The 23,575-nt window shown below is 69.4% G+C and carries 23 protein-coding genes; 10 read left to right on the top strand and 13 right to left on the bottom strand.

Annotated elements, in window-relative coordinates:
- Nucleotides 1-23: 23 nt before the first annotated feature.
- A complete protein-coding gene (locus LRR16_RS20925) occupies nucleotides 24-590 on the bottom strand; it encodes a hypothetical protein (RefSeq protein WP_023264682.1) in 567 nt (188 codons plus the stop codon).
- Between the two features lie 317 nt (nucleotides 591-907).
- On the opposite strand from LRR16_RS20925, the gene LRR16_RS20920 reads away from it, so the two are divergent.
- The 4 genes from LRR16_RS20920 (at nucleotide 908) to LRR16_RS20905 (ending at nucleotide 3,883) form a co-directional block, all read left to right on the top strand.
- Nucleotides 908-2,128, top strand: coding sequence for a Bcr/CflA family multidrug efflux MFS transporter (locus LRR16_RS20920; RefSeq protein ID WP_023264684.1), 1,221 nt, complete (start codon nucleotides 908-910; stop codon nucleotides 2,126-2,128).
- Nucleotides 2,129-2,414: 286 nt separating this feature from the next.
- Entirely contained in the window at nucleotides 2,415-2,696 is a 282-nt protein-coding gene (locus tag LRR16_RS20915) for an HU family DNA-binding protein (protein WP_232206997.1), read from the top strand.
- Nucleotides 2,697-2,882: 186 nt separating this feature from the next.
- The gene (locus tag LRR16_RS20910; RefSeq protein WP_006577832.1) at nucleotides 2,883-3,368 is read left to right on the top strand and encodes an acyl-CoA thioesterase; all 486 of its coding nucleotides are present in this window, start codon (nucleotides 2,883-2,885) and stop codon (nucleotides 3,366-3,368) included.
- A 2-nt stretch (nucleotides 3,369-3,370) separates the two neighbouring features.
- Complete coding sequence (locus LRR16_RS20905) at nucleotides 3,371-3,883, top strand: CreA family protein (protein WP_232206996.1); 513 nt, start codon at nucleotides 3,371-3,373, stop codon at nucleotides 3,881-3,883.
- 13 nt (nucleotides 3,884-3,896) lie between these two features.
- Here LRR16_RS20905 and LRR16_RS20900 read toward each other — a convergent pair whose 3' ends face one another.
- From LRR16_RS20900 to LRR16_RS20880, 5 genes are all read right to left on the bottom strand, one after another.
- Nucleotides 3,897-4,748, bottom strand: a complete 852-nt coding sequence (locus LRR16_RS20900; RefSeq protein ID WP_370646868.1) for a phosphatase PAP2 family protein — start codon at nucleotides 4,746-4,748, stop codon at nucleotides 3,897-3,899.
- A 44-nt stretch (nucleotides 4,749-4,792) separates the two neighbouring features.
- A complete protein-coding gene (locus LRR16_RS20895; protein WP_232206995.1) occupies nucleotides 4,793-6,604 on the bottom strand; it encodes a class I adenylate-forming enzyme family protein in 1,812 nt (603 codons plus the stop codon).
- A gap of 22 nt (nucleotides 6,605-6,626) precedes the next feature.
- Nucleotides 6,627-7,391: an SDR family oxidoreductase gene (locus LRR16_RS20890; RefSeq protein WP_232206994.1), complete on the bottom strand. Its 765-nt coding sequence runs from the start codon at nucleotides 7,389-7,391 to the stop codon at nucleotides 6,627-6,629.
- A gap of 201 nt (nucleotides 7,392-7,592) precedes the next feature.
- Nucleotides 7,593-8,462, bottom strand: coding sequence for an arylamine N-acetyltransferase (locus tag LRR16_RS20885; protein ID WP_232206993.1), 870 nt, complete (start codon nucleotides 8,460-8,462; stop codon nucleotides 7,593-7,595).
- Entirely contained in the window at nucleotides 8,459-9,202 is a 744-nt protein-coding gene (locus tag LRR16_RS20880) for a Crp/Fnr family transcriptional regulator (RefSeq protein WP_232206992.1), read from the bottom strand. The genes LRR16_RS20885 and LRR16_RS20880 overlap by 4 nt, the downstream gene beginning before the upstream one ends.
- Before the next feature lie 209 nt (nucleotides 9,203-9,411).
- Between LRR16_RS20880 and LRR16_RS20875 the strand changes: the two genes are divergently transcribed.
- Nucleotides 9,412-9,909, top strand: a complete 498-nt coding sequence (locus LRR16_RS20875) for a DUF962 domain-containing protein (RefSeq protein WP_232206991.1) — start codon at nucleotides 9,412-9,414, stop codon at nucleotides 9,907-9,909.
- 236 nt (nucleotides 9,910-10,145) lie between these two features.
- Entirely contained in the window at nucleotides 10,146-10,589 is a 444-nt protein-coding gene (locus LRR16_RS20870; protein ID WP_023264950.1) for an HU family DNA-binding protein, read from the top strand.
- Nucleotides 10,590-10,777: 188 nt separating this feature from the next.
- Here the strand turns inward: LRR16_RS20870 and LRR16_RS20865 are convergent, their stop codons facing one another.
- Nucleotides 10,778-11,164: a hypothetical protein gene (locus LRR16_RS20865; protein ID WP_231906401.1), complete on the bottom strand. Its 387-nt coding sequence runs from the start codon at nucleotides 11,162-11,164 to the stop codon at nucleotides 10,778-10,780.
- 401 nt (nucleotides 11,165-11,565) lie between these two features.
- On the opposite strand from LRR16_RS20865, the gene LRR16_RS20860 reads away from it, so the two are divergent.
- Genes LRR16_RS20860 through LRR16_RS20850 form a run of 3 tightly spaced genes read left to right on the top strand, consistent with a single transcriptional unit; the run spans nucleotide 11,566 to nucleotide 15,052 of the window.
- On the top strand, nucleotides 11,566-12,249 hold the full coding sequence (locus LRR16_RS20860; protein WP_006580091.1) for a heavy metal response regulator transcription factor: 684 nt from the start codon (nucleotides 11,566-11,568) through the stop codon (nucleotides 12,247-12,249).
- Nucleotides 12,246-13,664: a heavy metal sensor histidine kinase gene (locus tag LRR16_RS20855; RefSeq protein ID WP_232206990.1), complete on the top strand. Its 1,419-nt coding sequence runs from the start codon at nucleotides 12,246-12,248 to the stop codon at nucleotides 13,662-13,664. The genes LRR16_RS20860 and LRR16_RS20855 overlap by 4 nt, the downstream gene beginning before the upstream one ends.
- 38 nt (nucleotides 13,665-13,702) lie before the next feature.
- The gene (locus tag LRR16_RS20850; RefSeq protein ID WP_232206989.1) at nucleotides 13,703-15,052 is read left to right on the top strand and encodes a carboxylesterase; all 1,350 of its coding nucleotides are present in this window, start codon (nucleotides 13,703-13,705) and stop codon (nucleotides 15,050-15,052) included.
- A 34-nt stretch (nucleotides 15,053-15,086) separates the two neighbouring features.
- On the opposite strand, the gene LRR16_RS20845 is transcribed toward LRR16_RS20850, so the two are convergent.
- A complete protein-coding gene (locus LRR16_RS20845; RefSeq protein WP_006580094.1) occupies nucleotides 15,087-15,455 on the bottom strand; it encodes a 5-carboxymethyl-2-hydroxymuconate Delta-isomerase in 369 nt (122 codons plus the stop codon).
- A 71-nt stretch (nucleotides 15,456-15,526) separates the two neighbouring features.
- On the bottom strand, nucleotides 15,527-16,633 hold the full coding sequence (locus LRR16_RS20840) for a malate/lactate/ureidoglycolate dehydrogenase (protein ID WP_232206988.1): 1,107 nt from the start codon (nucleotides 16,631-16,633) through the stop codon (nucleotides 15,527-15,529).
- 364 nt (nucleotides 16,634-16,997) lie between these two features.
- Here LRR16_RS20840 and LRR16_RS20835 point away from each other — a divergent pair, with 364 nt between their 5' ends.
- On the top strand, nucleotides 16,998-18,731 hold the full coding sequence (locus LRR16_RS20835) for a thiamine pyrophosphate-binding protein (RefSeq protein WP_232206987.1): 1,734 nt from the start codon (nucleotides 16,998-17,000) through the stop codon (nucleotides 18,729-18,731).
- On the opposite strand, the gene LRR16_RS20830 is transcribed toward LRR16_RS20835, so the two are convergent.
- From LRR16_RS20830 to LRR16_RS20815, 4 genes are all read right to left on the bottom strand, one after another.
- Nucleotides 18,721-19,791: a hypothetical protein gene (locus tag LRR16_RS20830; protein ID WP_232206986.1), complete on the bottom strand. Its 1,071-nt coding sequence runs from the start codon at nucleotides 19,789-19,791 to the stop codon at nucleotides 18,721-18,723. The genes LRR16_RS20835 and LRR16_RS20830 overlap by 11 nt on opposite strands.
- 200 nt (nucleotides 19,792-19,991) lie before the next feature.
- Complete coding sequence (locus tag LRR16_RS20825; RefSeq protein WP_232206985.1) at nucleotides 19,992-20,879, bottom strand: IclR family transcriptional regulator; 888 nt, start codon at nucleotides 20,877-20,879, stop codon at nucleotides 19,992-19,994.
- A gap of 19 nt (nucleotides 20,880-20,898) precedes the next feature.
- Nucleotides 20,899-22,524, bottom strand: a complete 1,626-nt coding sequence (locus LRR16_RS20820; protein WP_232206984.1) for a class I adenylate-forming enzyme family protein — start codon at nucleotides 22,522-22,524, stop codon at nucleotides 20,899-20,901.
- A gap of 166 nt (nucleotides 22,525-22,690) precedes the next feature.
- Complete coding sequence (locus LRR16_RS20815; protein ID WP_304524545.1) at nucleotides 22,691-23,449, bottom strand: methyl-accepting chemotaxis protein; 759 nt, start codon at nucleotides 23,447-23,449, stop codon at nucleotides 22,691-22,693.
- Between the last annotated feature and the right edge of the window lie 126 nt (nucleotides 23,450-23,575).

The following is a 23,575-nucleotide window of genomic DNA, read 5'->3' as shown; positions in this document are numbered from 1 at the left end:
CAACAGTGAAGCCGAGGCGATCTTCAGCGCAGCGCCGCCGTGCAGATCGGCCCGTTGATATAGACGTCGCCGACGCGGCGCTCGCCTCTCGCCTTGCGTGTCATGTAGCGGAACATCATGCTGACGCCCAGCTTGGTCAGGATCTCGACGTCGCGGTTCGCGCAGATATTGCGCTGTAGCGGCGCCGCATAGCTGACCTCGAAGCTGGCCAGATCGAGCATCGGCCCGCTGTAATTGGTCAATTCCAGCTGGAACAGGATGTGTTTGCCGGGCACCGCCTGGCAGCGGCGCAGACGCGTTTCCTTGTCGATCTCGATCGGCAGCGCGTCGTTGAGCTGGCGGCAGGCGCGCGCCAGCACGGTATCGGGCCGGCGCGAGCTGCGCAGGAATTCGGGCACGCCGGCCGCGCCGGTGTTCTGGCCGGTGGCCGCGCCGCGCAGCATGCGGGTCAGCGAATCGGCTTCATCGACCACCACGGCCGCGCTCGCGGCCGGATGCGCCGCGACGGTACGCGCCGTGACCGGCGCCGCGCAGGCCGACGAGGCCCACAGCAATCCGGTGGCGGTAGCGATCCCGATGGAGGCCGACATTCCTCGGGCGATCGATGCAGTCGTGTGGTTCGATTTGGTTCGCATGCAGGGAAAGAACGCCTGGAACGGCACGGGGCTGGGGCTGCGCTGAAGTCCCGCGATCGAGGCCGGCAATGAAGATGGACCGGCAGTGTGTCGACCGGGTGCCATTGTACCTGCCGGCCCCGTGAGGCGGAACCCGCCGGCGCGCAATACATCACGTTGTGCAACAATTGCGCCTTTCGCTTGACGTCGTTCCCGTCGTCCGTCAGTGCGTTGCCGCGCAGGTCTTCGTTGTTCTCTCGCATGCCGGCGCGGACGACATCTTCCCCATTGCAATGACCCAGTCCTCTCGCCCGGCCACGACGCCGCGCTTCCCGCTTTGGTTGCTGATCTGCGCATCGCTGACCGCGCTCGCGCCGCTGTCGATCGACATGTATCTGCCGGCGTTCCCGACGCTGGCCGCCGACCTCGGCGTCGACATCGGCAGCGTGCAGCTGACGCTCGGCACCTTCCTGGTCGGCCTCGCGATCGGGCAGTCGTTCTACGGTCCGGTCAGCGACCGCTTCGGACGCAAGGCGCCGCTGTATGTGGGGCTCGGCCTCTATGTCGTCGCGTCGGTGGCTTGCGCGCTGGCGGGCGACGCGCCCGCGCTGATGGCCTGGCGCTTCGTGCAGGCGGCCGGCGGCTGCGCCGGCATGGTGATGGCGCGCGCGATGGTGCGCGATCGGCTCGAAGCGCACGAGTCCGCGCGCGCGTTCTCGTCGCTGATGCTGGTCATGGGTCTCGCGCCGATCCTGGCGCCGATCGTCGGCGGCGCGATCCTGACCACGTTGGGCTGGCGCGCGATCTTCTGGGTGATGGCCGCGGTCGGCGCGATGATCCTGCTGCTGGTGCATTTCCGGCTGGAAGAGTCGCTCGATCCGCGACGCGCGATCCCGCTGCGCCTGGGCGAGGTCTTCCACAACTACGGCGCGCTGCTGCGCGACCGCGAATTCCTTGGCTATTCGCTGTGCGCCGGCTTTGCGCAATCGGGCATGTTTGCCTACATCGCCGGCTCGCCTTTCGTGCTGATCGAATTGCACGGCATCGATCCTTCCCACTATGGCTTCGTGTTCGGGGCCAATGCCTTCGGCCTGATCGCGATGTCGCAGCTCAATGCCGCACTGGTGCGGGGGCGTTCGCTCGATCGCGTGCTCCGGCTGGCGCTGGCCGCGCCGTGCGCAGCGGGCTTGCTGCTGGCGCTGGCCAATCTCGCCGGCGCGGCGACGCTGCCGGTGCTGCTGCTTGGATTCTTCGTCTACGTGGCAGCGCTGGGCTGCATCATGCCCAACGCATCGGCGCTGTCGCTCGCGCATCAGGGCCACCGCGCCGGCACCGCGTCGGCGCTGATGGGCACGCTGCAATTCGGCATGGGCACGCTGGCCGGTACCGCGGTCAGCCTGTGGCACGACGGCACCGCGTTGCCGCTGGGCGTGGTGATGGCCATCGGCGGCATCGGCGCGGTACTGATGCGGATGCTCGGCCGCCGGTCCGCCGCGGTCGCGGCCGCCGAATAAGAGGGGGAGGGCGGTCCCGCCGTCGGCGGTTGCCTTTTGCCCCTTGGCTTTTGGCCTTTACGCTTTGCCCCGAGGTTGGGGATAACCCGCTGTCGGACCCGCGTCAAAGCCCGGAATTGAGGGGGTAAATCTCCCCGAAAGCCGCTTGACGGAAGGATTTCCGGCATTTTCGTTGCGTCGGTGCGACTGGGGATTGCCCAAGGCGCAAGCGGCGGATTAGACTGCGCCGGTCGGTGAAACGGCTCAGGCTGGTCACCGGTGACGACGACCAACAAGGGATACAGCCATGAATAAAGGTGAACTGGTGTCTGCCATCGCCGCAGACGCGGAACTGAGCAACGCTGCAGCGGAGCGCGCCCTGAACGCCGCGCTGGAAAGCATCAAGAAGGCGGTTGCCAAGGGAGATTCGGTCACGCTGGTGGGCTTCGGCAGCTTCGGCGCCGGCAAGCGTGCCGCCCGCACCGGCCGCAACCCGCGCACCGGCGAAACGATCAAGATTCCGGCCGCCAAGACGGTCAAGTTCTCTGCCGGCCAGGGTTTCAAGGACGCTGTGAACAAGAAGAAGTAAGAGCGGGCATCCAGCGGATGCCAACCGGGAGAGCGGCCCATGTGGGCCGCTTTTTTCATTTGGCGCCGCCGTCGCCGCGCCGCGCTACACTCGCATCCTGCAAGCGGAATCCGCACGCATTGCGCCACCCCGCATTCCGCTACCGCATTCTCAACTACACCGCGCCGATTGCTCGCGCCGCTCCCGATGAACGACCTCTCGCATCAACTGTCGATGACCGTGCTGATGACGCCGGACATGGCCAATTTCTCCGGCAACGTCCACGGCGGCACCATCCTCAAATATCTGGACATGGTCGCCTATGCCTGCGCCAGCCGCTACGCCGGGCGCTATGTCGTCACGCTGTCGGTCGACCAGGTAGTGTTCCGCCAGCCGATCCATGTCGGCGAACTGGTGACCTTCCTCGCCGCGGTCAACTACACCGGCCGCAGCTCGATGGAGATCGGCATCAAGGTCATCACCGAGAATATCCGCAGCAAGCTGGTGCGCCATACCAACAGCTGCTATTTCACAATGGTCGCGGTCGACGACGACGGCAAGCCGGCCGAGGTGCCGACGCTGGTGCCGCGCGACGAGGTCGAGCGCCAGCGCTTCGCGGCCGCGCAACTGCGCCGCCAGCTGCGCCAGGAGATGGAGCGCCGGCACGACCAGATCCAGGGCGCGGTGAGCTGACCATGGCGCGCGCATCCCGTCGCCCGCTGTCCGCCGCGCCGGCTTCCGTGCTGGTTTCCACACTGGTTTCCGCGCTGGCATTGGCAACGATCGCGCCGGCGCACGCCGAAGAGATCGGCAGCGTCAACACGCATTTCCGCGTCACCGGCTCGGACCGCGTCGTGATCGAGGCCTACGACGATCCCGAAGTCGACGGCATCACCTGCTACGTCTCGCGCGCCCGCACCGGTGGCATCAAGGGCTCGCTCGGCATGGCCGAGGATCCGGCGGAGGCGTCGATCGCCTGCCGCCAGGTCGGCAAGATCGGCTTCAAGGGGCCGCTGCGCCAGCAGGACAATGTGTTCTCCGAACGCATGTCGATCCTGTTCAAGACGCTGCATGTGGTGCGCGTGGTCGACCGCAAGCGCAACACGCTGGTCTATCTGACCTATTCGGACCGCATCGTGTCGGGCAGCCCCAAGAACAGCGTGACGGCGGTGCCGGTGGAGGCCGCCACGCCAATTCCGGTGCGCTGACGCGTGCGGGGCCTTACTGCCCCAGCGCCGCGCGCTCCGCCGCGCAGTCGCGCGTGGGCTTCAGGCCCTTGGCCCGGGCGGCCGCCACCTCGCCGCGCGCCGCGGCAAGATCGGCACGGAAGGTTGGATCGGCATGCAGGCGCGCCACCGTCGCGGCGCCCATGATGCGGCCCTGGTTCGCATCGCTCTGCCAGTGCACGTTGCAGGCCAGGCGGCTCTGGCCGTAGGCGAGCCCGCGCGCGAGAATCGCGTCGGCGCGCTCGGGGTCGACCTCGGTCAGGATCAGCGCCCAGGCCCAGCCGGCCGCGTTGTGGCCGGACGGGTAGGAGCCGTCCTTGGACAGCTTGTCGATCTCGTCCGGGGTGCAGGTTGGCAGATGGTTGACGAGAAACGGACGCTGGCGCCGGTAGTGGTCCTTGGCGCGATAGGTCGACAGGCCGGCGTCGACCAGGCTGCGCCGCAGCAGCAGATAGAGCTGCGGCGTATCGCGTTCGTTGATCGGCACGCCCAGTGTGCAGGAGAACGTCTCGGCGGCCTGCGGGAATTTCAGATCGGCATCTTCGACGGCGACCTGCCAGCGTGGGCTGCCCGCCTTGGCCAGGTTCGCGCGCGCCGCTTCCTCGTCGGCGGCAAGCGCCGCCGAGCCAGCCGCCGGCGGTGGCGGCACCAGGCGCAGGCTGTCGGGACGCTGGTCCGCGGGCAGATAGCCGGCCAGGACGCCCGGCCGCAGTTCCGGCACGTCGCCGGCCCGGCTGATGGGGGCATGGCTGGCGCAACCGGCGGCGCCCGCCAGCGCGGCGGCGACGGCAAGTACGGACAGGGCGCCGCGCCAGGCGGCGCGGGCGGACGAAGGGGCTGAGGCCAAGATGGATTGCTCCCGGTTGTCGTGAGATCGGGCGTTGCGCGCGGTCAGGCGTTGGCGCCGTCGTCGAACAGCTTGCGCAGTTCGGACTTCAGGATCTTGCCGTTGGCATTGCGCGGCAGCGTCTCGCTACGCACGATCACGCGCACTGGCACCTTGAACGCCGCCAGCCGCTGCGCGACGAAGGCCTGCAGCTCGGCCTCCGTGACGCTGGCGCCCGGCTTGACGCCGACCACCGCGCCCGGCTCCTCGCCCAGCGTGCGATGCGGAATGCCGACCAGCGCCGCGTCCATCACGGCCGGATGCGCGTACAGCGCGCTCTCGACCTCGATGCAGTAGATGTTCTCGCCGCCGCGGATCAGCATGTCCTTGGCGCGATCGACGATATAGAGGAAGCCTTCCTCGTCCAGCCGCGCGATATCGCCGGTGCGCAGCCAGCCGTCGACGAAGGTGCTGGCGGTGGCCTCGGGCTTGTTCCAGTAGCCGCGCACGACATTGGCGCCGCGCACCATCAGCTCGCCGACCTCGCCGGGCGGCAGCGCGCGGCCGCGGCCGTCGACGACCTTCATCTCGCCGATCGGCAGCGCGGGGCCGCTGCTGTCGGGCCGATGCAGGTATTCCTCGGCGTTGTGGCTGGTGAAGGTCGCCGAGGTCTCGGTCATGCCCCAGCCGATGCCGGGCATCGACTTCGGAAACACCTCGACGATGCGGCGGACCAGCTCGGGAGAGGCCGGCGCGCCGCCGTAGTTGACGCTCTCCAGCGAGGACAGGTCGAAGCGCTCGCGCTCGGGATGCTCGACCAGCTGCCAGGCGATGGTCGGCACGCCGCCGGCCACCGTGCAGCGCTCGCGCTCGATCAGTGCCATCGCGCGCAGCGCGTCCCAGCGGCGCATCAGCACGATCTTGCTGCCGGCGTGCAGCGCGCCGTTCAGCACCGACATGCAGCCGGTCACATGGAAAAAGGGCACCGACAGCAGCGTGGACTTCTGCGGTGCCAGCGGGTCGGGTTCGGGGATCGGCTGGCCGCGGCGCAGGAAATTGCGCGCCGGGCCGAAGCCGCCGCAGAAGGCCACCGTCGTCGCATTGCGGTGCGTGCCGATGGCGCCCTTGGGCTTGCCGGTGGTGCCGGACGTATAGAACAGCGTGGCGTCGTCGTCGGGATCGATCGCGACGTCGGGCAGCGGCAGCTCCGGCAGCCGGTCCCAGGCCATCACGTCGCCGGTGGTCCGCTCCAGCGGTACCACACGCGGGTCGGCATCCCGCGCCATGGTGTCATGGCCGCAATCCGCGCCATCCCCGCCGCCGCGGCAGACATGGATGCGCAGCAGCGCGGGGCAGTCGGCCAGATGCGGACGCAGCCGCTCGAGCCGCTCGTCGTCGATGATCGCGACCTTGCAGCCGGAATCGGTCAGGCCGTATTGCAGCTCGGGGCCGGTCCACCACGCGTTCAGCGGCGTCGCGATGGCGCCGGTCAGCAGCGCGCCGTAGAACGCGGCGGGCCATTCGGGGAGATTGCGCATCGCCACCGCGACGCGATCGCCGGGACGCACGCCGTCCTCGATCAGCGCATGCGCGATCGCCAGCGCCGCGCGGGCAAAGCCGGCATAGGAGACGCGCTGGTCCTCGTAGACGACGAAGGTGCGCTCGCCGCGCGCGCGGGCCTGCAGGAACAGGTCGCGCAGCGTAGGCGGTGCGTGCTTCCACACCGTGGTCGGAATGCCGCGGATTTCGCGCACCTCGGTTTCGAACGGTGCGCCCGGAGCGGTCAGGCGGGCATGGGCTTCGGCCAGCGAGATCGCCGGCCAGGCCGGCGAACTACCGTCGGCGCTGCCCTGTGGACTGCGGGTCGGCGTTGCCATCGGACGGCGAGCGTGACGCCGCTCAGATCGTCACGCCGCCGTCGACCACCAGCGCCTGGCCGGTCATGAAGGAGCTGGCGCTCGACGCCAGGTAGACCGCCGCGCCGGCGATCTCGACCGGTTCGCCGATGCGGCGCAGCGGCGCGTTCTCGGTCGACTGCTTGTAGCGCACCGGGTCTTCCCACAGCGCGCGGGCGAAGTCGGTCTTGATCAGGCCCGGGGCGATGCAGTTGACGCGCACATTGTGCGGGCCGAACTCGACCGCCAGGTTGCGCGCGAGCTGGAAGTCCGCCGCCTTCGAGATGTTGTAGACGCCGATGGTCGGCGAGCCGCGCAGGCCGCCGATCGACGACACGATGATGATCGAGCCGTCCTTGCGCTCGATCATCTGCGGCGCGACCATCTGGATCAGCCAGTGGTTCGAGATCACGTTGTTGTCGAGCACCTTGCGGAACTGCTCGTCGGTGACCCCGCCCATCGGACCGTAGTAGGGGTTGGACGCGGCATTGCAGACGAGCACGTCGATCTTGCCGAACACGCGGTTGGTCTCGTCGACCAGATGCTGCAGATCGCTCCTGGAAGAGATATTGGCCGGCACGGCGATCGCGGTGCCGTCGCCGTGCTTCGCGTTGATGGCGTCGACCACTTCCTGGCAGGCCTCGGCCTTGCGCGACGAAATGACCACCTTGGCGCCCTGGACCGCCATCTGCTCGGCGATCGCGCGGCCGATGCCGCGCGAAGAGCCGGTGACGATGGCGACCTTGCCGCTCAGATCGAACAATGACATGGGTGTCTCCTCTACCGATCCCGTTTTCCGGTGGATTCTGATGTTGGCGTGGCGCCGCGCCCGCGATGCCAGGGCGACGGCGATCGGCACATTATGGTCGGTGGGTCTGGCCGCGTCCACAGGCCGGCACACGTTCCGCGGCCCTTATCAGCATTCTTTCTGCGGGGGATTCACGGCGTGCATGGTGTGCGCCGGCACGCCTTACCCTTGCCGCGCCAGCCACTCGCGCAGGCTCGCCGCCGTCTCGTCGTCCAGCCGCACGCCGATCCGTTCGCGCAGCGTGGCGACGATCTGCTCCGGCGTTTCGAGCCGCACGTGGCGGCTCGCGCCATCGGAATCGCGTTCGGTCAGCTCGCCGTTGGTTATCGTCAGGCGGACTGCACCGTCGGTGCGCGCGGCCATCAGCCGATGCAGAAAGACGCTGTCCGGGTGGGTGCAGACATACCAGTTGCGCGCCGCGTAGTCGATCCAGGCCTGCGGCGACAGGTCGAAGCGATAGAGCTTGGTCCAGCCGTGTTCGGTCTTCAGCTCGAGATCGAGCAGGTGGAAGGTGCCAGTCGACGCCGCACTCAACGGCGCACCGACCAGCCGGAACGGCAACGTTTCCGGCGCCGGCTCGGACAGCGGCAGCGCGCACGGCGGATTCGGGCCGCCGAAGCCGACGTCGGCGATGTAGTCGCGATGGGCGACGCGCACCCGCAGCAGCAGATGCGACTGTGGCGTCGGCACGCCTTCGTCGATGCCGTAGCGCACGCGCGCGGCCAGCGGCATCGCCTCGAAGCCGAGCGCGGTCAGCGCGGCGGCCAGCAGCGTGTTGTGCTCGAAGCAGTAGCCGCCGCGTTCGCGCGTCACCAGCTTGTCGAACACCGCGTCGAGCGCGATATCGATCGGCCGGCCGAGCAGCACGTCGATGTTCTCGAACGGGATGCGCCGCAGATGGGCGGCGACGATCGCGTCGAGCGCCTCGAGGCTGGGTGCCGGACGTTGTTGCAGGCCGATGCGATCCAGATAGGCGTCGAGCCGGGCGCCGTCCAGGGCCGGCTGGGCGGATGGGTTTACCGGTGTGGTCACGTCAAGGTCTCCAGGGTCGACAGGTCGAGCAGTTCGATATCGGCATAGCGCAGCCGCAGCAGGCCGCGCGCCTCCAGTTCGCGCAGCGCATGGTTGACGGTCTGCCGGGACAGGCCAAGCATCTGGGCCAGCTGTTCCTGCGGCAGATGGATCGAGCGATGGGCTTGGCGCATTCGATCTTCCGCGGCGGCGCTCGTGTCGCCATAGGATCGCGCGATGGCCGCGAGCCGGCGCGCCGTGCGCGCCAGCGGCGGCAGCAACTGGGCCTCCTCGACATAGCGGAACGCCTCGCGCGTCTTGCCGGCCAGCAGCTTGCCGAATTCGCGCCACCACGCCGGCTGCGCGGCGAGCATCGTGTCGAGCCGCCCGCGCGGCACGTGCCAGACCGCGGCACGCGTGGCCGCGCGGGCGTCATGCGTGCGCAGCAGTCCGTCGAACAGGCAGATCTCGCCGAACCATGCCCCGGCCTCGAGCAGGCCGAGCAGCGCGGCCTTGCCGCCGGCATCGTGCGCATGCACCAGCACCGCGCCGGCGATCACCGCGTACAGGCCGTCGAAGGGATCGCCGCGCTGGAACAGCACCTCGCCCGGTTCGAGCCGGCGTACCGTGCCGCCGTCGAGCAGCGCCGCGCGCATGTCCGCGGGCAGGCCGCGGAACCAGCTTCCGGTGCGTAGCGGCGCGAGCGCATCGGCGGCATCGGCGGTGTCGCGCGTGGGGCAGGCGAGGGGCGGGATGCCCATGGTGGTCTCCATCGTCTTCGCGACGCAGCGCAACGTTCGAGCCGAGGCCGAGGTGCGTCGGTGGGGCCAGCGACGAAAGCCGGACTGTCAAAATTCGGACAGACCGCGCCTGGCGTGCCCATTACTATAAATCGATCGTGCCGGGCCGGAACCGCTCGCAACGCGCCACGGCATGCCGTTCGCAATGTCCGCAGACAGCAGGAGACGCCATGAAAACGCTGGTCGACCATCTATCCCAATACGCTGCCTATCACCGCGACCGCCGCAACGTGGCGACCCACTTCGTCGGCATCCCGATGATCGTGCTCGCGGTCACGACGCTGCTGGCGCGGCCGCAGGTCCCGCTCGGCGACGGCGCCGCGGTGCTGACCCCGGCCATCGTGGTCTACCTGCTGTCGTGCCTGTTCTATCTGCGGCTGTCGGCCGGCTTCGGCATCGCGATGACGGTGATCCTTGCGCTGTTCGTCTACGTCGGCCATCGGATCGCCGAGTTGTCGACGGGCGCCTGGCTGGCGATCGGCATCGGGCTGTTCGTGCTTGGCTGGGTCATCCAGTTCGTCGGCCACTACTACGAAGGGCGCAAGCCGGCCTTCGTCGACGACCTGGTCGGGCTGCTGATCGGGCCGCTGTTCCTGGTCGCCGAGACGGCGTTCGCGCTGGGACTGGCACGCGATACGCGCGAACGGATGGATGCGCACGCGCATTGAATCGCCATGGCATCGGCCTGGCCGAAGCGATGCCGCGCGATGCCACGCCCATGCGTCGATGCATCGGCGCGACAGATAGCGGGACTTTTCACCGGGTTTTTACGGGGTTTCAGGGGGGTAACGGGCCAAACCCCCTTGGAAATGCGTCACTTTCCGCTATGATTCGGTGGCCGCCGCAGCCGTACGCTGTTTTCGCGGGGTTTGCGGCGCCAACCGTTCAACTCTATCTGACCAATATGGCGACCAAAGCGAAATCGACCGCGAAAGCTGCAACCAAGACCGCCGCGACCAAGAAGGCACCGGCAACCAAGGCGCCCGTGAAGGCTGCCGCGAAGAAGGCCGCTGCGCCCGCAACCGCAACCCCGCGTCCGCTGAAGGACACCTTCAATAAATCCAGCCTGGTCGCTCACCTGGTCGCGCAGACGCAAGTCGAGCCGAAGGCCGTGAAGACGGTGCTCGCCCATCTGGAAAACACCATCGTCAGCGCGCTGCACAAGAAGGGCGCCGGCGAATTCACGCTGCCCGGCCTGCTGAAGATCACCGCGCAACAGGTGCCGGCGAAGAAGAAGCGCTTCGGCAAGGACCCGTTCACTGGCGAAGAGCGCTGGTTCCCGGCCAAGCCGGCCAGCGTCAAGGTCAAGGTCCGTCCGCTGAAGAAGCTCAAGGACGCTGCGCTGTAATCCGTCATCGACGTGGCCGCGACGGGCAAACGCCTGACGCGGCAGGCAGTGAAGAAGGGAGCCACTTGCGGCTCCCTTTCTCATTGGCGCGTTACGGCACGACGCCTTTGTCGTTTGCAATTAACCGCCAGGCATTTGCCCCACCCACCGTTCGCGGCAAGCAGGGCGGGGGCCGCGTACTGTCGGCCTCAGGCGCTATGGTCGCCCGGCGTTTCCTGCGTATGCGCGCCGTCGGTGAAGCGATCGCGATGGTCGGGGGCATGGCCGCCCTGCGTGAAGCTGTCGCGCGGGCCCAGCCGGTTGGCGCCTTCGGTGAACACATCGAACTTCTGCGTCGCGCTGCGCGCCCCGTCCGTGTACGGATCGGCGCTGCGCGGGGCGGCCTTGGCCGACAGCGAGACGGTCGCGCCGACCATCATCGCGACGGTGGGCAGCAGCGCGGCCAGCATCGCGCGGCGGCGCGCCTGCCAGCGCTGGCGCAATGCACGCAGCCGCTGCGCCGCCAGCGGCGGACGCGGACGGGGCGGGGCGCCGGAAGATCGGTGAGGAACGGCGATTGGTGTCGGTCGAGTCATGGCAACACTCCTTCAGATTGGGATCCGGGGCGGTTCTTGGAACCTTGACGAGGGGAGACGGCTTGGCCAAGCACGGTTAGCAGTCTACGAACCGGGCCGGACGCGTCAGTGACGCCAGCCTGACAATTGCGTCAGGATGCGGGCGGCGCGGTGCAGGGCAGGTGACAGCGGAAAGGTCGCGGCGGAAAGGTCGGGGCGGACAGCGCCGGCCGCCGCGGCCGCAAGCTGACAACGCTGACAGGTTCAGCCAGCGGCTTTCACCTATAGTCCGGAAATGGCAGCGCCGCGCCGTTGGCGCGGACATTGCGGACAACGACTTTGCCGCGAACTTGCCGCCGAATTGTTCTGCGAGTTTTCCGCGAGTTTTCCGCGAGTTTTCCGGATACGGGAGGGCCGGACCCATGAAACTGTTGTTGGTAGAGGACGAGATCAAGACCGTCGACTATCTGCGCCGTGGACTGTCGGAAAACGGCTATGTGGTCGACACCGCGACCAACGGCGTCGACGGCCTGCATATGGCCTGTACCGAGCCCTACGATGCGATCGTGCTCGACGTGATGCTGCCCGACCTCGACGGCGTATCGATGCTCAAGTCGCTGCGGCGCGAGCAGCAGACGCCGGTCATCATGCTGACCGCGCGCGACGACCTGGACGACCGGCTCAATGCCTTCGATGCCGGCGCCGACGACTACCTGGCCAAGCCATTCTCCTTCCTCGAGCTGCTGGCCCGCCTGAACGTGCTGACCCGCCGCGGCCGCCAGAGCGAGCCGTCGCAGCTGACAGTCGGCGACCTGCGCATCGACCTGCTGTCGCGGCGCGCGATGCGGGGCACCCGGCGGCTAGACCTGAGCGCGCGCGAATTCACGCTGCTGTCGGTGCTGGCGCGGCGCCAGTCGCAGATCGTGTCGAAGACCGCGATCACCGAACTGGTCTGGGACATCAGCTTCGACTGCAATACCAATGTGGTCGAGGTCGCGATCAAGCGGCTGCGCGCCAAGCTCGACTGGCCGGGCGAGCCCAAGCTGCTGCATACCATCCGCGGCATGGGCTATGTGCTCGAATGCCGCGCCGAGGAGGTCGCGTGAGCCGCCGCCGTTCGATCGCCACGCGGCTGGCCGCGATGTTCGCCCTCGCGGCGGCGCTGGTGTTCTCGGTCACCGGCTTCGTGATGTATTACGTCCAGTGCGTCGAGCTCGAGAAGCGCCAGCTCGAGGAGCTCGAGGCGCGCTTCCAGCTGATCGGCCCGAAGGCGGCGCACTACGGCACGCAGCCGCAATGGGAGCGCTTCGGCGCGGTGCTGACCGGCATGACGCCGGAGGACGACAGCCTGCGCTACTTCGTCGACACGCCGGACCCGCGCTTCCGCTTCGGCAAGCCGTTCCCGCGCGACGCGGTGACCGAGCAGCGTGCGCCGGACGTCTGGACGGTGCAGTTCGACGACCGCAGCTTCCTGATGCTCAAGCGGATCATTCCCGCGCTGGACGAGCGCCCGGCGCTGGCGCTGGTGGTGGCGGTCGACCAGGCGCCGTTCTACCAGACCAGCCGCGCGCTGGGCATCGCGCTGATCGTCTGCTCGGCGCTCGGCGTGCTCGCGGTGGCGGTGCTCGGCTGGCGCATCGCCAAGGTCGGGCTGGCGCCGATCGAGGCGCTGTCGCGCCATGCCGGCGAGCTCAATCCGCGCAAGCTCGAGCGGCTGCCCGATACCGACCTGCCGGCCGAACTGTCCGGCCTGGTGCTGGCCTTCAATGGCGCGCTCGACAAGCTCGAACGCGCCTACGTGCAGCTGTCGGCGTTCAATGCCGATGTCGCGCACGAACTGCGCACGCCGCTCGGCAACGTGATCGGCCAGACCCAGGTGGCGCTGTCGCGCCCGCGCAGCGTGCGCGAGCTCGAGGACATCCTGCAGTCGAACCTGGAGGACCTGGAGCGGCTTGGCCGCATCGTCGTCGACATGCTGTTTCTGGCGCAGTCGGACCGCGGCGCGCTCGCGCGCGACCTGGTCGAGGTGTCGGTCGCGCATGAGGTGCGGCGCAGCGCGGACTTTCTCGACATGCTGTTCGAGGACGCCGGCGCGATGCTGGAGATCGTCGGCGACGCCCGTGCCCGCGTCAACGCCTCGCTGCTGCAGCGGGCGATCACCAATCTGCTGGGCAATGCGCTGCAGCATGGCCTGCGCGGCCGGCCGGTCGCGGTCGAGATCGGCGACGATGCCGGCGCGGTGACGATCGCGGTGCGCAACGAGGCCGACCCGCTGTCGACCGCGCAGATGGACCGCCTGTTCGACCGCTTCTACCGCGTCGACAGCGCGCGCGCCGACAGCCGCCAGAACCACGGACTTGGCCTCGCCATCGTCAAGGCGATCGCGACGATGCATGGCGGCGCCGTGTTCGCGCGCCAGTCGCGCGGCGTGGTCTGCATCGGCCTGACGCTGCCGGCGCTGCCGCCGCAGGCGCCGACTTCCGACAGCCTGCCTGCGCTGACACAGGCGGCCACGGCATGATCGGCGGGGAAAGCGGGCGCACGCCGCGCAGCGTGCGCATGGCAAACCGTGTCCGCCGCCTCGGGATCGCCGCGATGATCCCGGTCGCCGCCGGGCTGATCGTGCTCGCTTCGGCCTGCAGCGTCACCGCCCGGCACGACGCGGTGGCGCCGCGGCCTTCGATCGCACCGACCTTCGCCGCCCATCGCGCGGAAGCGCTGGCCGCGCTGGAAGGCCGACGCCGTTATGTGTCGGCCGACATGCGCGCCGAGACCGAATGGAATCTGCCGCGCGAATGGCGCCCGGCCGGCACCCCTCGGGGTGGCGCGCTGCTGGTGCACGGGCTCGGCGATTCGCCGTGGTCCTTCGTCGATATCGCACCGCGGCTGGCCGAGCGCGGGCTGCTGGTGCGCACAGTACTGCTGCCCGGCCATGGCACCGCGCCATCGGACCTGATGGGCGTCACGCTGGAAGACTGGCAGCGCGTGCTGCGCGAGCAGGCCGCGGCGCTGCGGGACTCCGTCGGCGAGGGGCCGCTGTATCTCGGCGGCTTTTCCACCGGCGCCAATCTGGTGCTGGACTATGCGCAGGCGCACCCCGAGGTCGCCGGGCTGCTGCTGGTATCGCCGGCGCTGCGCTCCGGCAGCCGGTGGGAGTGGCTGACGCCGTGGCTCGCGCCGGTGGTGCCGTGGCTGCTGTCGACCGGAGACGATCGCCCGCAGCAGACGCCGGTCCGCTACCTGAACACGCCGACCAACGGCTTCGCGCAGTACTACCGCAGCAATGTCGCGGCGCGCGCCGCGCTGAACGCGCGGCCTTACGACAAGCCGGCGCTGCTGATCGTCGCCGAGCACGATTCGGTGGTGGACTCGCACTACGTGAGGCAAGTGTTCGGCACGCGCTTCACGCATCCGGCGAGCCGGCTGATCTGGTATGGGGCGGGCGAGGGCAACGCAGGCGCCGATGCCGTTGTCAATGCCAGTGCCAGTGCCAGTGCCGATGCCGTGCCCAATGCCGGCGCGGGCCGCGTGCTGGTCCGCCCCGACCGCCTGCCGGCCGAGCGCATCAGCCAGTTCTCGCACATGGGCGTGCTGTTTTCCGATGCCAATCCGCTCTATGGCCGGCAGGGATCGCTGCGGCTTTGCCTGAACGGGCAGGAGCCGGCCGAGTACCGGCGCTGTGTCGACGGCGGCGAGGTCTGGTACTCGGACTGGGGCTATCGTGAGCCCGGCAAGGTGCACGCGCGGCTGACCTACAACCCGTATTTCGCGTGGCAGACCGGCGTGATGTTGTCGGTGCTGGGGCTGGACGGCAGCGCTGCGCCGGTGCCGGGGCTCGCGCCAACGACGGCCGCGGCAACCCCATCCGCGGCGGCGCCGTCGGCCGCATCCGCGACGACATCGCAATAGCGGACGCAGCCGGCCATCGTGGCGGAAGACGTCTTCAGCCGCCGATCACCTGCTTCGCATAGCTGGCCCGCTCCATCTCGCGCACCTCGACGCTGATCTGCACCGGCGTGTTGTTTGCACCCGAGCGCACCGCTTCGGCGAGCACCTCGCAGACCGCCTGGCCCAGCGCCTGCCGCGTCGCGACATCGCGGCCATCGAGGATCGACAGCCGGCCATGGACGAAGGCGCGCTCCACCGGTTCGGTGCCCTGGCGATAGGTCTCCAGCGTGATGCAACGCGACTTGATATCGGGTTCCTGGAATTGCCCGGAGGCCAGCAGCGCGGCGTTGGCCTGGTCCAGCAGTTCCTCGGGCGAGCAGTTCAGGCGCGCGTTTTCGGTGATTTCAATGACGAGATGGGGCATCGGGGACTCCGTGGAATAGAGAGAAAAAAAGACAGCGCGAACATGGCGCGGGAAGTGGAATGGCGCTGGCGTCAGCGCCTGCATAGCCGCGACAGCGGTCCCGGCGACCGCCCGGTCGCAGTGTCGACCCGCGCGGCCGCATCGTCGAGCTCGGCCAGCGTGCCGGCGTCGATCGGGATGGCTTCGGCGCGGCGGCGGCGCGCCTCGCGTTCGGGTTCGCCCGGCAGCAGGATCGCATCGCAGCCGGGCTGGCGGCGCGACGCGCGCACCCAGTCGACGAAGGCCTGCACCTCGTGGCCGAACGCGGTGCTGTCGGCCAGCCTGGCCGGATCGAACACGATCGCCAGCATATTGTTCCAGACCGCGTGGCGGTGCGTCAGCGTCTCTGGGCGGATGGTATGGCCGCCGGTCACCGCGGCGCCCAGCAGTTCGCACATCATCGCCAGCACGTAGCCCTTGTGCTCGCCAAAGCCGAGCAGCGCGCCGCGCGCCCCGCCGTCCGCGGGATACATCACGCCGGCATCGGTGGTGGGGCGGCCCTCGGCATCGACGAGGCAGCCGGGCGGCACCGGCACGCCCTTGTTGTGGGCGACGCGGACCTTGCCCAATGCGATCGCGCTGGTGGCGAAGTCGAGCACCAGCGGCGGCGCGCCGGGCACCGGCACGCCGATGGTGAACGGGTTGGTGCCATAGCGCGCCTCGTAGCCGCCATGCGGCGCGACGATCGGCTTGGACAACACGTTGACGAAGTGGATCGAGATCATGCCGGCCGCGCAGGCCTGCTCGGCCCAATGGCCGACGCGGCCCAGATGATGCGAATGGCGCAGTCCCATCACGCAAACGCCATGCTCGCGCGCACGGTCGATCGCCATCGCCATGGCCTGCTCGGTCACCGCCTGTCCCATGCCGCGATTGCCATCGAGGCCCAGCAGGCTACCCGCCTGCTGCACCACGCTGACCTGGCGGTTCAGCTGCAGCTCGCCGGCCTGCCAGGACAGCACGTACTTCGGGATCATGCCGACACCATGCGAGTCGTGCCCGCTCAGGTTGGCGCCGACCAGGTGGTCCGCGGTCAGCGTTGCCTCGCGCGCGCCGGAGCCCGCGGCCAGCCAGAGCTCGGCGACCCATCGGTGCAGGTCCGCGGTCGGAAGCAGGAGTTCGGTCTTCGCGTCGTTCATCGTCTCGCTCTCGTCGTTCTGTTGTCGCCCGGGTTCGCTCCCGGGGTTCGTTCCCCGCGTTCGTTGCCGGTAGTCATTGCCGTTCCGATTGGAGCCGGCATTGGCTTGGCCCGCGGCGGCCAGCCATGATAAGCGCCGTGCGGCCCCGCGGCCATTGCCCTGGGCGGCGGTGCGCCGCGGCGGTCCGGAATTTTGGCGCGATAATCGGTCCTGTCTCGTTCCCCGTTTGGCGTTCGCCTGCACAATGGGGCGACGCAGGGGCACCCGTTCCGATGCCGCTGCCTTGGCTGCCGGTGCCGCAGCCGCAGCCGCAGCCGCAGCCGCAGCCGCCTCCGTTTCCGATGTCGATTCGATGAGCCCGCCGATGACCCAGCCTACCGCCGATCTCAGTTCGTCCCTGTCTGTCAGTTCTCCTGGTTCTCCCGATCCTGCCGCCGCCACGCAGCCCCTCGCGCCACGCAGCGGCGGCCGCATCCTGGTCGATGCGCTGCGCATCCACGGCGCCGAGCGCGTGTTCTGCGTGCCGGGCGAGAGCTTTCTCGACGTGCTGGACGCGCTGCACGATCAGCCTGCGATCGAGCTGATCGTCTGCAAGCACGAAGGCGCGGCCGCCAATATGGCCGAGGCCGACGGCAAGCTGACCGGCCGCCCCGGCATCTGCTTTGTCACGCGCGGGCCCGGCGCCACGCATGCCAGCGTCGGCGTCCATATTGCCGCGCAGGATTCGACGCCGATGATCCTGTTCGTCGGGCAGATCGCCCGCGAGCACCGCGGCAGGGAGGCTTTCCAGGAAGTCGATTACGCGGCGATGTTCGGCGGCATGGCGAAATGGGTGGCCGAAATCGACGACCCGGCGCGCATTCCCGAACTGGTCGCGCGCGCCTTCCAGGTCGCGACCTCTGGCCGTCCCGGGCCGGTGGTGCTGGCGCTGCCCGAGGATGTGCTCGATGGCGATGCCGTCTGCCGCGACACCGGCGCGTATCGGCCCGTGGTCGCCTCGCCTTCGGCCGCGGATGCCGCCACGCTGGCCGGGCTGCTGGCCGCCGCGCAGCGTCCGCTGGTGATCGCCGGCGGCGCCAACTGGCGCGACGAGGACGCGGCCGCGTTCGCGCGCTTCGTGCATGCGTGGGATCTGCCGGTGGCCTGCGCCTTCCGCCGTCAGGACGTGCTCGACAATCGCGATCCGCACTACGTCGGCCATCTGAGCCTGGGCGTCAATCCGCGGCTGGCCGAACGCGTGCGCGGTGCCGATCTGATCGTGGCCTTCGGCACGCGGCTCGGTGATGTCGCGACCGACGGCTATACGCTGCTCGAGCCGCCGCGGCCGCGCCAGCGGCTGGTGCATATCCATGCCGATGCGGCGGAGCTGGGCCGGGTGTACCAGCCCGAACTGGCGATCCACGCCGGCATCGGTCCCGGGGCCGCGATGCTGGCGGGCATGCCGGCACCGAGCACCGTCCGCTGGCGCGAATGGACCGCCGCGGCGCGCGCCGATCATCAAGGCTTCGTCGCACCGGCCGCGCCGCACGCCGATGCCACCGGTGTCGACATGACCGCGGTCGTTGATCATCTGAACCGCACGCTTCCCGACGATGCGATCGTCACCAATGGTGCCGGCAATTATGCGGTCTGGCTGCATCGCTACTTCGCCTATCGCCGGCCGCGCACCCAGCTGGCGCCGACCTGCGGCGCGATGGGCTACGGGCTGCCGGCCGCGATCTCGGCGAAACTGCGCCACCCCGAACGCACCGTGGTCTGCTTCGCCGGCGATGGCTGCTTCCAGATGTATCCGCAGGAGCTGACCACCGCGGCCGCGGTGGGCGCCAATGTGGTGGTGCTGGTCGTCAACAACGGCATGTACGGCACGATTCGCATGCATCAGGAGCGGCGCTATCCGGGCCGCGTCAGCGGCACCGGCATCGTCAATCCGGATTTCGTCGCGCTTGCCCAGGCCTGTGGGGCCTGGGCGGAACGGCTGACCAGCGCCGACGGGTTTGCCGACGCGTTCGCGCGCGCCTGTGCCGCCGGCAGGCCGGCGCTGCTCGAACTGTGCACCGACCCGCGGCAGATCACGCCGGCGATGCGGCTCAAGCCCTAGCAGCCGAGGAGGCCGCCGGACCGACGGCGGGGGCGGCGCTGTCGGCGCCGTCGGCAGGGACGGCGGGAGCCGGCTTTGCCGACGCGGCGGCGATCAGACGCTTGATCTGGCGGTCGCGCAGCTCCAGCGTGCATAGTTCATTGCCGAAGAGCAGCGAGTCGGCGCGCAGGAAGGCGCCGATGCGCCGGGCCACGGCGCCGGGCAGCCGGAAGGCGGCGAACGCCGAATACCGCGGAATCTCGCCGCGCCACCAGTGCTGCTTCCATACGGCGGTCAGGCGAGCGGCAAGGTCGGCGAGCCTGTCGTCGTTGGCTTCGGCCGCGTCGTGCAGCGCCTGCAGAATGCCCATCACCTCGGCATAGGCCGATGCGTTCCCCGTGCGGTGGCGACGCAGGTAGGTGACCACGGCCGCCATCTGCGCCAGCACCGTCGCAGCGACGACGTCGTGGCACTCCGGCGGGTCGTTGCCGGCGATCGAGCGAACGACCTTGCACCACTTCGCCTTGTTCGCGAACAGCTTGCAACAGTTCGCCTTGTCGATGCGCTCGAGCAACAACCTGATCCTTGCGCGGCCGGCTTCGGGCGTCAGCACCGCAGAAATCGGCGGTCGCGGTTCCGCGGCGCAGGTTTCCGGCTCCACCGCCTGCGCCGGCGCGTCCCGGGGACGCGGCACAATGGGCACGGCGACGCTGGCCCCCTGTCGCAGCCGCGCGATGGTGTACGACATCGCCGAAAACTGACCGCGAGTGGGGCGCTCGCAGCGCTGCCTGTCGCGCGGCACGACGCAGCTCAGCAGCGTCAGCACGATGCGACGGAACCAGCCAAATTCGCGCCAGTTGCGCTCCAGCCGGATGTCGGCGGGCCCGCCTTCGTCTGGACGTCCGGCATTCTGCACGACGAGCCTGTAGCCCCGGCCGCCGACGAAGAACGGAGCGCGTTCCACGACGATCCGCCGCAGGGTGCGTTCGTCGGTGCCCTTGGCGACGGCGTTGAAGAAATCGCGTGGGGTCGGATAGTGCGCCGCATGGAAGCGGCGCGCACAGCAGAGCAGGGTGGGCATGCGAGGGTCGGTCCGGTGAAGGCCGCGGCGGCGCGCGGCAGTGGATTGCCGCTTTCGATCGGCCACGCCCGCCAGGCGGGGCAGATCGATTTGCGGGACACCGGAATCATGGCGGCGAGCTGCCGGCATGCTTGCGAATTTGGTGCGGTCAGTGTGGCAAACGGCAGGCCGCTCGACGCTGGCCGCTTGCCTGCCGGCGCTCAGCGCCGCGGCGTGCTGTCCGTTCTTGCGCTGCCGCCGAGTTCGCGTTCGATACGCGCGACGCATTCGATCAGCACCGGACGGACCACGTCGAGCAGATGCCGCGGCGGCACGACCGCGTTGGGGCCGCTGCAGCTCAACGTCATCGGCGGCAGCGCGGGGCCCGGATGGAAGGCGGCCGCGATCGAATTGATGTCCGGCAGCCATTCGCCGAACGAGCTGGTGCAGCCGATGCGCCGGACCTCGTCGCGGCTGCGCGCGAGCACCGCCTGCGCCTCGGCCTCGGACAGCGCGTCGTTGGCGCGGAATGCGGCCAGCGCCTGCTGTGCATCGGCGGGCGGCAGCGCCAGCAGATAGGCGCGGCCCGCGGCGGTGGTCAGGCCCGAGATGCGCGTGCCGACGGCCACGCGCAGGGTCAGATAGCTCTCGGCCTGGCAGTTCTCGAAGATCAGCATGCGGCCGCGGTCGCGCAGGATCAGCGAGGCGACGCCCTGCGAAAGATCGGCCAGGCGCTGCATGTGCGGCCGCGCCACCGCCAGCACATCGGCGCCTTCGCGGGCGGTCGGCGCCAGGGCCAGCGCCGAACTGCCGAGGCGGTATTTGCCGGCGTCCGGCTCCAGGCGCAGATAGCCGAGCTCGGTCAGCGTATGGGTCAGCCGCGACACGGTCGACTTGGGCAGGCCGCAGCGCTGCGCCAGTTCTGCGTTGCCCAGTTGCGCGTCGAAACCGCGGAAGCACGCCAGCACATCGAGGCCGCGCGCCAGCGCGGTGACGAAGTGGCGGTCCTCCTTGTGGCGAGGGGCATCGTCGCCGGCGCCAGCCCGGCCGGCTTCCGCCTCGTCCACCGAGGCGGCCGGCATTCCGTGCGCCTGATCGTCGCTGGCCATGATGGTCCCAGGTCCGGGCTCAAAACTCGCCGGCCGCCAGCATCGCGCGCAGCCGGGCCTTCAGGATCTTGCCCGACGGCGCGGCCGGCAATTGCGCGACCACCTTGATGTCCGCCGGGATCTTGTACGGCGACAGCCGTTCGCGCAGGAAGGCCTTCAGGGCAGCCGGATCGAGCGTCATGCCGGCGCGGAGCTCGACGAACGCGATCACCTCCTCGTTGCCCTCGACCGCACGCCCGACCACGGCCGACTGCACGACCGCCGGGTAGGCGTTGATCGATTGCTCGACTTCCTCGGGATACACGTTGAAGCCCGAATGGATGATGATTTCCTTCGAGCGGCCGACGATGGAAATGGCGCCGTCGGCGTCGATCCTGGCCAAGTCGCCCGTATGCAGCCAGCCGTCGGCATCGATGGCCTGCGCGGTCAGGTCGGGGCGCTTGTAGTAGCCCTTCATCACGTTGGGGCCGCGCACCAGCAGCTCGCCGCTGCCGTCCGGCAGCGGATCGCCGAGCCGCACCTCGACGCCCGGCACCGCCTGGCCCACCGAACAGTCGCTGCGCGGCGCATCGACGCGGGTCTGGCTGACGGTCGGCGACGTTTCGGTCATGCCATAGCCGTTGTGCAGCGTGATGCCGAAGGTCTGTTCGAAGGCGGCCTTCAGCGTGGCGGTCAGCGGCGCGCCGCCCGATTGCGCCATGCGCAGCGCCGGCGCGCGCAGCGGCGTGGGCTGGCTGCGGCCCCATTCGATCAGCTTGGCGTACATCGCCGGCACGCCGTGCAGCACCGACAGGTTCTCCTCGACCAGCGCGCGCGCCAGCCGCTCGGGACGGAAGCGCGGCTCGTAGTAGACCGTGGCGCCGTTGGACAACGGACCGACCAGCAGCACCGACAGGCCGTAGACGTGGGAGATCGGCAGCACGCCATAGACGCGGTCGCCGGGCTGCACGCGCGCCTGCACGCGGTTGCTGTGGCCGATGAACATCAGGTTCGAATGCGTCAGCATCACGCCTTTCGACGCGCCCGTGGTGCCGGTGGTGTAGATCACCGCGGCAACCTGCTCGCGCGCGTCCGCCTGCACCGGTTCGGGTACCGCCTCGGTGTTCAGCTGGCCGATCAGCAGCCGGCCCACATGCGGCCATTCGCCCCACTGCGCGCCGCGCGCCAGGCCGTGCTCGCGTGCTTCGGGATAGGCGTTGTCCAGGTACAGCGCCAGCCGGGCGCCCGCGTGCTCGATGATGTTGTCGATCTCGCGCGCCGACAGGCGGGCGTTGACCGGAATGGCCCAGGCATCGAGCGAGCTGAGGGCCAGGATCAGTACCGCGCAGCCGACGCTGTTCTCGGTCACCAGCACCACCCGGTCCCCGCCCCGCACGCCGGCCTTGGCGAGCGTGGCCGCGGTCTGGCGCACCGCGCCGTCCAGCTCGCCATAGCGGATCGAGCGCTCGCCATCCATCAGCGCGACGACATCGGGACGGTCCGCTACCCAGGGCGCGATGGCCTGATGCAGTCGGGCGCAGGGCGGCACGAACGGCGGGCTGGCGGTGAGAGCGGTGGACGAAGCGGTGGACGAAGCGGTGGACGAAGCGGTGGACGAAGCGGTGGACGAAGCGGCGCCAGAAACGGCGCGGAAGGTGCTGCTCATCGAAGACTCCGGAATGGCGTTGCCGGCGCGGCGGCCGGCTTGGTCTATCCGCGATGGTTACATCGTTCGATGGCGTCGTCAACCGCAATGCAGAATGGTAGTTCTGCACTGCGGAACTACCGCGATCACACCGCTCACTGGCGGTGTGGGCGCCCGGTGGCCTGGTTCAGAAGCGGAAGCGCCCCACATCCGCCGCCAGTTCGCCGGCCTGCCAGTCCAGCGATTCGGCTTGCTGCGCCACCGTGGTCACCAGTCCCGCGTTCTGCCGGCTGGTGCCGTCCAGGCGCGCGACGGCGCCGTCGACGACGGCAATTCCGGCCGCCTGCTGCTCGGCCAGGCCATTGAGCCGTTCCGCCAGCGTATGGCTGCGCACCACCGCCTGCTCGATTGCCGCCATCGCCTGTTCGACTTCGCCGCTGAGGCTGGCGCCGGCTTCGATGTCACGGGTGGCTTCGCCCAGCAGTCCGCCGATATCGCGGGCCGACTGCGCGCTGCGCTGCGCCAGCGCGCGCACTTCGTTGGCGACCACGGCGAAACCGCGGCCGGCGGCGCCGGCGCGCGCGGCTTCGACCGCCGCGTTCAGCGCCAGCAGATTGGTCTGGAAGGCGATGCCCTGCAGCACGCCCACCACCTCGGAGATGTCGCGCGAGCGCGCCTGCACCGCATCCATCGACGCCCGCATGCTGCGCACCACCGCGCTGCCGGTCCCGACGGCGTCGCGCGCCTGGCTGGCCATCGCGCTGGACTCGTGCGCGCGCACGTGGATCTGCTCGACCAGCCCGCGCAGCTCGCCGATACTGGTGGCCGCCTCGTCGACCGCGGCCAGCTGGCGGCCGGTACGTTCCGACAGGTCCCGATTGGCGGCGGCGATCTGCTCGCTGGCGCCGTGGATCTGGCGCGCCGACGATTGAATGCGCGCGAGCATCGCTGCAGCGCTTCATCACGCCGCCGGTGCGGCCCGCGACGGCGTCCTCGTAGTCGGCCGCCAGGCCGCGCGGCGCGGTCTGGCCGAACGCGCGATGATCGGTGCGCAGGCCACCGCCGCCGCCCG

This window comes from Cupriavidus sp. UGS-1 (assembly GCF_021213615.1).
In the GTDB taxonomy this organism is placed as follows: domain Bacteria; phylum Pseudomonadota; class Gammaproteobacteria; order Burkholderiales; family Burkholderiaceae; genus Cupriavidus.
Note: the sequence above shows the minus strand (reverse complement) of the source record. Positions and strands in the feature narration are given on the sequence as shown.

Bases quoted from the DNA above. Each gene is read 5' to 3' on its own strand.
- LRR16_RS20865 (WP_231906401.1), bottom strand. From the start codon at position 11,164: ATGACTCGACCGACACCAATCGCCGTTCCTCACCGATCTTCCGGCGCC.
- LRR16_RS20880 (WP_232206992.1), bottom strand. From the start codon at position 9,202: ATGGGCATCCCGCCCCTCGCCTGCCCCACGCGCGACACCGCCGATGCC.
- LRR16_RS20860 (WP_006580091.1), top strand. From the start codon at position 11,566: ATGAAACTGTTGTTGGTAGAGGACGAGATCAAGACCGTCGACTATCTG.
- LRR16_RS20870 (WP_023264950.1), top strand. From the start codon at position 10,146: ATGGCGACCAAAGCGAAATCGACCGCGAAAGCTGCAACCAAGACCGCC.
- LRR16_RS20825 (WP_232206985.1), bottom strand. From the start codon at position 20,879: ATGGCCAGCGACGATCAGGCGCACGGAATGCCGGCCGCCTCGGTGGAC.
- LRR16_RS20910 (WP_006577832.1), top strand. From the start codon at position 2,883: ATGAACGACCTCTCGCATCAACTGTCGATGACCGTGCTGATGACGCCG.
- LRR16_RS20830 (WP_232206986.1), bottom strand. From the start codon at position 19,791: ATGCCCACCCTGCTCTGCTGTGCGCGCCGCTTCCATGCGGCGCACTAT.
- LRR16_RS20850 (WP_232206989.1), top strand. From the start codon at position 13,703: ATGGCAAACCGTGTCCGCCGCCTCGGGATCGCCGCGATGATCCCGGTC.
- LRR16_RS20925 (WP_023264682.1), bottom strand. From the start codon at position 590: ATGTCGGCCTCCATCGGGATCGCTACCGCCACCGGATTGCTGTGGGCC.
- LRR16_RS20920 (WP_023264684.1), top strand. From the start codon at position 908: ATGACCCAGTCCTCTCGCCCGGCCACGACGCCGCGCTTCCCGCTTTGG.
- LRR16_RS20835 (WP_232206987.1), top strand. From the start codon at position 16,998: ATGACCCAGCCTACCGCCGATCTCAGTTCGTCCCTGTCTGTCAGTTCT.
- LRR16_RS20895 (WP_232206995.1), bottom strand. From the start codon at position 6,604: ATGGCAACGCCGACCCGCAGTCCACAGGGCAGCGCCGACGGTAGTTCG.
- LRR16_RS20815 (WP_304524545.1), bottom strand. From the start codon at position 23,449: ATGCTCGCGCGCATTCAATCGTCGGCGCGCCAGATCCACGGCGCCAGC.
- LRR16_RS20905 (WP_232206996.1), top strand. From the start codon at position 3,371: ATGGCGCGCGCATCCCGTCGCCCGCTGTCCGCCGCGCCGGCTTCCGTG.
- LRR16_RS20875 (WP_232206991.1), top strand. From the start codon at position 9,412: ATGAAAACGCTGGTCGACCATCTATCCCAATACGCTGCCTATCACCGC.
- LRR16_RS20845 (WP_006580094.1), bottom strand. From the start codon at position 15,455: ATGCCCCATCTCGTCATTGAAATCACCGAAAACGCGCGCCTGAACTGC.
- LRR16_RS20890 (WP_232206994.1), bottom strand. From the start codon at position 7,391: ATGTCATTGTTCGATCTGAGCGGCAAGGTCGCCATCGTCACCGGCTCT.
- LRR16_RS20820 (WP_232206984.1), bottom strand. From the start codon at position 22,524: ATGAGCAGCACCTTCCGCGCCGTTTCTGGCGCCGCTTCGTCCACCGCT.
- LRR16_RS20840 (WP_232206988.1), bottom strand. From the start codon at position 16,633: ATGAACGACGCGAAGACCGAACTCCTGCTTCCGACCGCGGACCTGCAC.
- LRR16_RS20915 (WP_232206997.1), top strand. From the start codon at position 2,415: ATGAATAAAGGTGAACTGGTGTCTGCCATCGCCGCAGACGCGGAACTG.